The organism is Lentilactobacillus hilgardii DSM 20176 = ATCC 8290, assembly GCF_000159315.1.
GTDB classification, from domain to species: domain Bacteria; phylum Bacillota; class Bacilli; order Lactobacillales; family Lactobacillaceae; genus Lentilactobacillus; species Lentilactobacillus hilgardii.
In genome coordinates this window covers 1-241 of the sequence record NZ_GG670051.1, presented here as the reverse complement: position 1 = coordinate 241, position 241 = coordinate 1, and the positions used below count along the sequence as shown (strand labels likewise).

At 39.4% G+C, this 241-nt stretch carries 1 pseudogene; it reads left to right on the top strand.

The annotated features are described in order from the left end of the window. A pseudogene (locus tag HMPREF0519_RS14135) lies at positions 1-216 on the top strand (AraC family transcriptional regulator); the annotation flags it as partial. Positions 217-241 lie beyond the last annotated feature (25 nt).

Below are 241 nucleotides of genomic sequence, written 5' to 3'. Positions count from 1 at the left end.
AAGCAAGGTGACGTTTTTATTCTCCTGCCTCGTCATCATCACTATTCATGGAAAACAGTAGAAGAACAAACCGAATACTATTGGCTTCACTTTTCTGTAACGGGTAAATGGCTTCAGGGACCGACGCCGGTAGAAGTGAATTCTAAAATCAATATTCCAACACTTCATTATTTCACGCCTTCAGTCACCCTTTACCTAAAAAATGTCAACAATTGACTGATGAGGATGCGACTTTTAAACT